The sequence below is a fragment of the Streptomyces sp. NPDC058671 genome (assembly GCF_042716475.1).
In the GTDB taxonomy this organism is placed as follows: Bacteria; Actinomycetota; Actinomycetes; order Streptomycetales; family Streptomycetaceae; genus Streptomyces.
The window spans coordinates 476235-482291 of record NZ_JBHXSA010000001.1; the positions used below are offsets into that span (position 1 = coordinate 476235).

Annotated in this window: 7 protein-coding genes; 6 read left to right on the forward strand and 1 reads right to left on the reverse strand. The window is 68.9% G+C overall.

Features of this window, described 5'->3' with window-relative positions; translation table 11 throughout:
- The first annotated feature begins 127 nt into the window (after positions 1-127).
- From ACFWV2_RS02160 to ACFWV2_RS02180, 5 genes are all read left to right on the forward strand, one after another.
- Positions 128-700, forward strand: coding sequence for a hypothetical protein (locus tag ACFWV2_RS02160; RefSeq protein ID WP_384400338.1), 573 nt, complete (start codon positions 128-130; stop codon positions 698-700).
- A gap of 14 nt (positions 701-714) precedes the next feature.
- The gene (locus ACFWV2_RS02165) at positions 715-894 is read left to right on the forward strand and encodes a hypothetical protein (protein ID WP_384400286.1); all 180 of its coding nucleotides are present in this window, start codon (positions 715-717) and stop codon (positions 892-894) included.
- A 110-nt stretch (positions 895-1004) separates the two neighbouring features.
- Entirely contained in the window at positions 1005-1424 is a 420-nt protein-coding gene (locus tag ACFWV2_RS02170) for a BlaI/MecI/CopY family transcriptional regulator (RefSeq protein WP_384400289.1), read from the forward strand.
- Between the two features lie 9 nt (positions 1425-1433).
- Positions 1434-1979, forward strand: coding sequence for an amino-acid N-acetyltransferase (locus ACFWV2_RS02175; protein WP_384400291.1), 546 nt, complete (start codon positions 1434-1436; stop codon positions 1977-1979).
- Positions 1980-2111: 132 nt separating this feature from the next.
- Positions 2112-2447: an Lsr2 family protein gene (locus ACFWV2_RS02180; RefSeq protein ID WP_360795797.1), complete on the forward strand. Its 336-nt coding sequence runs from the start codon at positions 2112-2114 to the stop codon at positions 2445-2447.
- On the opposite strand, the gene ACFWV2_RS02185 is transcribed toward ACFWV2_RS02180, so the two are convergent.
- Positions 2426-3016: an SCO3374 family protein gene (locus ACFWV2_RS02185; RefSeq protein WP_384400294.1), complete on the reverse strand. Its 591-nt coding sequence runs from the start codon at positions 3014-3016 to the stop codon at positions 2426-2428. The two genes, ACFWV2_RS02180 and ACFWV2_RS02185, sit on opposite strands and share 22 nt — an antisense overlap.
- Positions 3017-3478: 462 nt before the next feature.
- On the opposite strand from ACFWV2_RS02185, the gene ACFWV2_RS02190 reads away from it, so the two are divergent.
- Positions 3479-6007: an ATP-dependent Clp protease ATP-binding subunit gene (locus ACFWV2_RS02190; protein WP_360795802.1), complete on the forward strand. Its 2529-nt coding sequence runs from the start codon at positions 3479-3481 to the stop codon at positions 6005-6007.
- Positions 6008-6057 lie beyond the last annotated feature (50 nt).

Consider the following 6057-nt stretch of genomic DNA (forward strand, 5'->3'; position numbering starts at 1 on the left):
CCGCAGGCCCGCGGGCAGGTCGGCCCGTCCGCCGGACCGTCGACGCGCCGTATGATCGTTAAGAGAAAATTGTCCGATTAGCGCGTATCGTCACCTCATGCCCACGCCATACGGATCCCGCGGCGGCATGGCGTTCAGCGCGGACGAGCTGCGTGTGCTCCGCCGTGCCCTCGCCGTCGCCCTCCACCCCGCCCCCCTCCAGGACGAGGACGTCCAGGACGCGCTGCGCCTGGCCGAATCCGTGGAGGAGGCCGTACGCGAGGCCGGTCGGCTGCGCGCGTTCCTCCTCGACGACCTGGCTCGCTACCGCGAGGCGCTGCCCGGCTCGCTCAGCGGCTATCTGGAGCTGCTCCGGGAGGCGCTCGCCGCCGGGTACGACCCCGCGGCCGACGACCTCGCCGCCCTCCGCGCCCTGCGCCGCGACCCCGCCGTCGGCGCGCTGCTCGCCCGCTGCCAGATCCTCGCCGAGCGCTCCGTACGCGCGCGCCTGGCGCGGGTCACCCAGGCCACCGCCACCCCCGTGACCGGCGCCCCCCGGCCGCGGCTGCTCGCCCTGCCCGGCGGGCGCGCGGCGGGCGACGAGCCCAAGCCGACGCCGCCGACGCCGGCCGAGCGCCCGGTCCCCAAGCCGTCCGAGGTGTTCCCGCCGCGCCGACGGCCCGTACCCCCGCCCCCACCCGAGGAACGGGTCGCGAGCTAGCTACCCTGGTCGCCATGGACTACGTATCCGCGCTCCTTCCCCCCATCGTGATGGCCGCGTTCTTCACCGCCCTCGTGGTCGTCATCGTGAAGAGCCAGGGAGGCTCCAACAAGGCCAAGGAGGACGCGGTCGTGGACGCCGCCCTCGCCCGCGCCGAGGCCACCCGCCAGGCGGACGGCACCTCCGCCACCTGAGCCCGACCCCACCTCCGGGACGTACGACCCTTCACGGTCGTACGTCCTTTTTGTTGCGTTTCTCTCCGTCAATGGGCGCTCATTGGCGGTTTGCGATCTAAAGTGACGGTGTGCCCCGTCCTTTGGGAGAGCTCGAAGACGCCGTCATGACCCGCGTCTGGCAATGGAACCGTCCGGTGACCGTCCGCGAAGTTCTGGAGGACCTTCAGAAGGAACGGTCCATCGCCTACACCACCGTCATGACCGTCATGGACAATCTCCATCAGAAGGGCTGGGTCCGCAGAGAAGTCGAAGGCCGGGCCTATCGATATACGGCGGTCTCCACCCGCGCCGCGTACGCGGCCGCCCTGATGAACGAGGCATGGGCCCGCAGCGACAACCCCGCCGCGGCCCTGGTCGCCTTCTTCGGCATGATGTCGCAGGACCAGCGCGAGGCCCTGGACGACGCCATCCGTATCGTCCAGCGCGTCACGCCGCTCGCCACCCCGCCCGCTGAGGGCGCCGAAGAATCCGGGGCCCAGGAGCGATAGCGTCCCCCCATGTCGCCGTCTGCCTCCCCGGCCGCCTCCGCGGCCTCCGCCAAAGCCGTCACCGTCCGCAGGGCCCGCACCGGAGATGTCGCCGCCGTCCGCCGTCTCGTCGACCCGTTCGTCCGGCGCGGCATCCTGCTCGACAAGGCGACCGTCACCCTTTACGAGTCCATCCAGGAGTTCTGGGTGGCGGAACGCGACGAGGACGCCACCGTCGTCGGCTGCGGCGCCCTCCACGTGATGTGGGAAGACCTCGCGGAAGTCCGTACTCTCGCCGTGGACCCCGAGTTCAGGGGAGCCGGCGTCGGCCATCAGGTGCTGGACAAACTGTTGCACACGGCCCGATGGCTCGGGGTGCGGCGGGTATTCTGCCTGACCTTCGAAGTCGACTTCTTCGTCAAGCACGGCTTCGTCGAGATCGGCGAGACCCCGGTCGACGGAGATGTCTACAGCGAGCTCCTGCGTTCCTATGACGAGGGAGTCGCCGAGTTCCTCGGTCTCGAACGAGTGAAGCCGAACACCTTGGGCAACAGCCGGATGCTTCTGCACCTGTGAGCGGGAACCCTATGTCCGAATCGCGCACGTTTCCCGCGTCGCCGGGCTTCTGAACCTCTGCCAAGGGTTTGTGTTTTTCCGAGAAAAGCGGTTTCCTTTCCGCGTACTGCATTTTCGATGAAAGGAAATCCGGTGGCACAGAAGGTTCAGGTCCTTCTTGTCGACGACCTCGACGGCGTCGAGGCGGACGAGACCGTGACGTTCGCGCTGGACGGCAAGACCTACGAGATCGACCTCACCACCGCCAACGCGGAAAAGCTCCGCGGTCTGCTCGAGCCGTACACCAAGAGCGGTCGTCGCACCGGTGGTCGCACCACCGGCGGACGCGGCAAGGGCCGCGCCGTGGCGACGGGCAGCCCGGACACCGCGAAGATCCGCGCGTGGGCCAAGGAGAACGGCATGAACGTGAACGACCGCGGTCGCGTTCCCGCCGACATCAAGGCCGCCTACGAGGACGCGAACCGCTGAGGCGACAGCTGCTGAGCCGCCGGGCCCCCGGTCCGGGCACTCAGCAGCCGCACCCGGTGGCACTCCGCGGCGGCGGCGGCCACGAGACGCACCAGGCTGGGGGCATCCGCATCGACCCACGGCGCGGACCGCAGCGCCGGCAGCGAGGACTCGACCTCGCGGCCCGGTGCCGGGGCCCGCAGCCACACGGCGCCGCCCGGCGTGCCGGAGCCGCACCGCCCCGGGGGAAGGGGCGCGGTCATCCGGCCGTCGGCGCCCAGGACCGCGAGGTCGAGCGCGATCCCGCCCCACTCCAGCCAGTCGAGCAGACCCGGTAGCTCCTCCGCGCTCCCCGCGGCCACGAGCACCAGCATCCGGCGCCCGAGCAGCGCCACGGGGCCCGTGGCGGGGCCCAGCCGGCGCAGCACACCGCGGCCGGCCGCGGCGGGCAGGTCGAGGACGTCGAAGTGCAGTCCCGTGACCAGCTGTACCGGAGGGCCGGCCACGGTCGCCCAGCCGAACTCGTTCTCGTACCACCCCGCCAGGCCTCCGTCGAGCGGCCTGCGGGGAAGCGGGACGGTGAAGGGCATGCCCGGGGAACTCCCGCGGAAGAGCGTTGGTTACGCCCCGCGGTGACGGAACGTCCCGTTCCGAACGCGCAAGGTGTCCGGATCGAGGCGTAAGAGTGCGTTCGGGACCACAAGGGTGTTCGCTGGTAGCGGAGGGAACCGGGGTGCGCCGCATGGAGTGTCGGTGCTTACGGGTAAGACATTCCTAGTGGAGAGGGGCGAGTCGCGGGCTTCGGCGTCTCACGTTCGCCATCGGCGTACTGATGGCGTGGCGAACTACTTGGCCTGCGGGAACATCGTCTCGCACCATCGGGTTGGAGCATTTGTCGGCTGTTCGGCAGCAGGTCTCCCCGCTGAAGAGGGGGTGATCCGGACGGATGTCGGCAGTTGGAATGAGCGGTCCCCGCTTGCGGGACTAAGCTGCGGAAGGACAGGGAGGGGATCGACCCCTAACTGACTGACCGCTCTGAGGAGCGATTAACGATGTTCGAGAGGTTCACCGACCGCGCGCGGCGGGTTGTCGTCCTGGCTCAGGAAGAAGCCCGGATGCTCAACCACAACTACATCGGCACCGAGCACATCCTTCTGGGCCTTATCCACGAGGGTGAGGGTGTCGCCGCTAAGGCCCTGGAGAGCCTCGGGATTTCGCTCGAGGCGGTCCGCCAGCAGGTTGAGGAGATCATCGGGCAGGGGCAGCAGGCCCCGTCCGGGCACATCCCCTTCACCCCGCGTGCCAAGAAGGTCCTGGAGCTTTCGCTCCGCGAGGCCCTCCAGCTCGGCCACAACTACATCGGCACCGAGCACATCCTGCTCGGCCTGATCCGCGAGGGCGAGGGCGTCGCCGCCCAGGTCCTCGTGAAGCTGGGCGCCGACCTCAACCGGGTGCGGCAGCAGGTCATCCAGCTGCTCTCCGGCTACCAGGGCAAGGAAGCCGCCACCGCCGGCGGTCCTGCCGAGGGCACCCCCTCGACGTCCCTGGTCCTCGACCAGTTCGGCCGCAACCTCACCCAGGCGGCCCGCGAATCCAAGCTCGACCCGGTCATCGGGCGCGAGAAGGAGATCGAGCGGGTCATGCAGGTGCTGTCCCGCCGCACCAAGAACAACCCGGTCCTCATCGGCGAGCCCGGCGTCGGCAAGACCGCCGTCGTCGAGGGCCTGGCGCAGGCCATCGTCAAGGGCGAGGTGCCCGAGACCCTCAAGGACAAGCACCTCTACACCCTGGACCTCGGCGCGCTGGTCGCCGGCTCCCGCTACCGCGGTGACTTCGAGGAGCGCCTGAAGAAGGTCCTCAAGGAGATCCGCACCCGCGGCGACATCATCCTGTTCATCGACGAGCTCCACACCCTCGTGGGTGCGGGTGCCGCCGAGGGCGCGATCGACGCCGCCAGCATCCTCAAGCCGATGCTGGCCCGTGGTGAGCTCCAGACCATCGGTGCCACGACGCTCGACGAGTACCGCAAGTACCTGGAGAAGGACGCGGCCCTCGAGCGCCGCTTCCAGCCCATCCAGGTCGCCGAGCCGTCGCTGCCGCACACGATCGAGATCCTCAAGGGTCTCCGCGACCGGTACGAGGCCCACCACCGGGTCTCCATCACCGACGAGGCCCTCGTCCAGGCCGCGACCCTGGCCGACCGGTACATCTCGGACCGCTTCCTCCCGGACAAGGCGATCGACCTGATCGACGAGGCCGGCTCCCGGATGCGCATCCGCCGGATGACCGCGCCGCCGGACCTCCGCGAGTTCGACGAGAAGATCGCCGGCGTCCGCCGCGACAAGGAGTCCGCGATCGACTCGCAGGACTTCGAGAAGGCCGCTTCTCTCCGCGACAAGGAGAAGCAGCTCCTCGCCGCGAAGGCCAAGCGGGAGAAGGAGTGGAAGGCCGGCGACATGGACGTCGTCGCCGAGGTCGACGGCGATCTGATCGCCGAGGTCCTCGCGACCGCCACCGGCATCCCGGTCTTCAAGCTGACCGAGGAGGAGTCCAGCCGCCTGCTCCGCATGGAGGACGAGCTGCACAAGCGCGTCATCGGGCAGAAGGACGCCGTCATCGGCCTCTCGCGGGCCATCCGCCGTACGCGAGCCGGTCTGAAGGACCCCAAGCGCCCCGGTGGCTCGTTCATCTTCGCCGGTCCGTCCGGTGTCGGTAAGACCGAGCTTTCCAAGGCGCTCGCCGAATTCCTCTTCGGCGACGAGGACGCGATGATCTCCCTCGACATGTCGGAGTTCAGCGAGAAGCACACGGTTTCCCGTCTCTTCGGTTCGCCGCCCGGATACGTCGGCTACGAAGAGGGCGGCCAGCTCACCGAGAAGGTGCGCCGCAAGCCGTTCTCCGTCGTCCTCTTCGACGAGGTCGAGAAGGCCCACCCCGATATCTTCAATTCCCTTCTCCAGATCCTGGAGGACGGTCGACTGACCGACTCCCAGGGCCGGGTCGTGGACTTCAAGAACACGGTCATCATCATGACGACCAACCTCGGGACCAGGGACATCTCGAAGGGCTTCAACCTGGGCTTCGCCGCCCAGGGCGACACGAAGTCCAACTACGAGCGGATGAAGGCGAAGGTCAGCGACGAGCTGAAGCAGCACTTCCGCCCGGAGTTCCTCAACCGTGTGGACGACGTCATCGTCTTCCCGCAGCTGACCCAGGACGACATCCTCCAGATCGTCGACCTGATGATCGACCGCGTCGACGACCGCCTCAAGGACCGGGACATGGGCCTCGAGCTCTCCCAGTCCGCGAAGGAGCTGCTCGCCAAGAAGGGTTACGACCCGGTGCTCGGCGCCCGTCCGCTCCGCCGGACGATCCAGCGCGAGATCGAGGACACGCTGTCGGAGAAGATCCTCTTCGGCGACCTGCGCCCCGGTCACATCGTGGTCGTGGACACGGAGGGCGAGGGCGAGGAGCGCGCGTTCACCTTCCGCGGCGAGGAGAAGACGGCCCTGCCGGACGCCCCGCCGATCGAGGCGACGGGCGGCACGGGAGCGGGCCCGAACCTGTCGAAGGACGCGTAAGACGTCACGCCAGAGCGAAGGGGCGGCCCCGGAACCGATGGTTCCGGGGC

What these genes read in the sequence shown, in the direction of transcription:
- ACFWV2_RS02160 (WP_384400338.1), top strand. Translation starts at nt 128, where the DNA reads ATGGCGTTCAGCGCGGACGAGCTGCGTGTGCTCCGCCGTGCCCTCGCC.
- ACFWV2_RS02165 (WP_384400286.1), top strand. Translation starts at nt 715, where the DNA reads ATGGACTACGTATCCGCGCTCCTTCCCCCCATCGTGATGGCCGCGTTC.
- ACFWV2_RS02175 (WP_384400291.1), top strand. Translation starts at nt 1,434, where the DNA reads ATGTCGCCGTCTGCCTCCCCGGCCGCCTCCGCGGCCTCCGCCAAAGCC.
- ACFWV2_RS02185 (WP_384400294.1), bottom strand. Translation starts at nt 3,016, where the DNA reads ATGCCCTTCACCGTCCCGCTTCCCCGCAGGCCGCTCGACGGAGGCCTG.
- ACFWV2_RS02190 (WP_360795802.1), top strand. Translation starts at nt 3,479, where the DNA reads ATGTTCGAGAGGTTCACCGACCGCGCGCGGCGGGTTGTCGTCCTGGCT.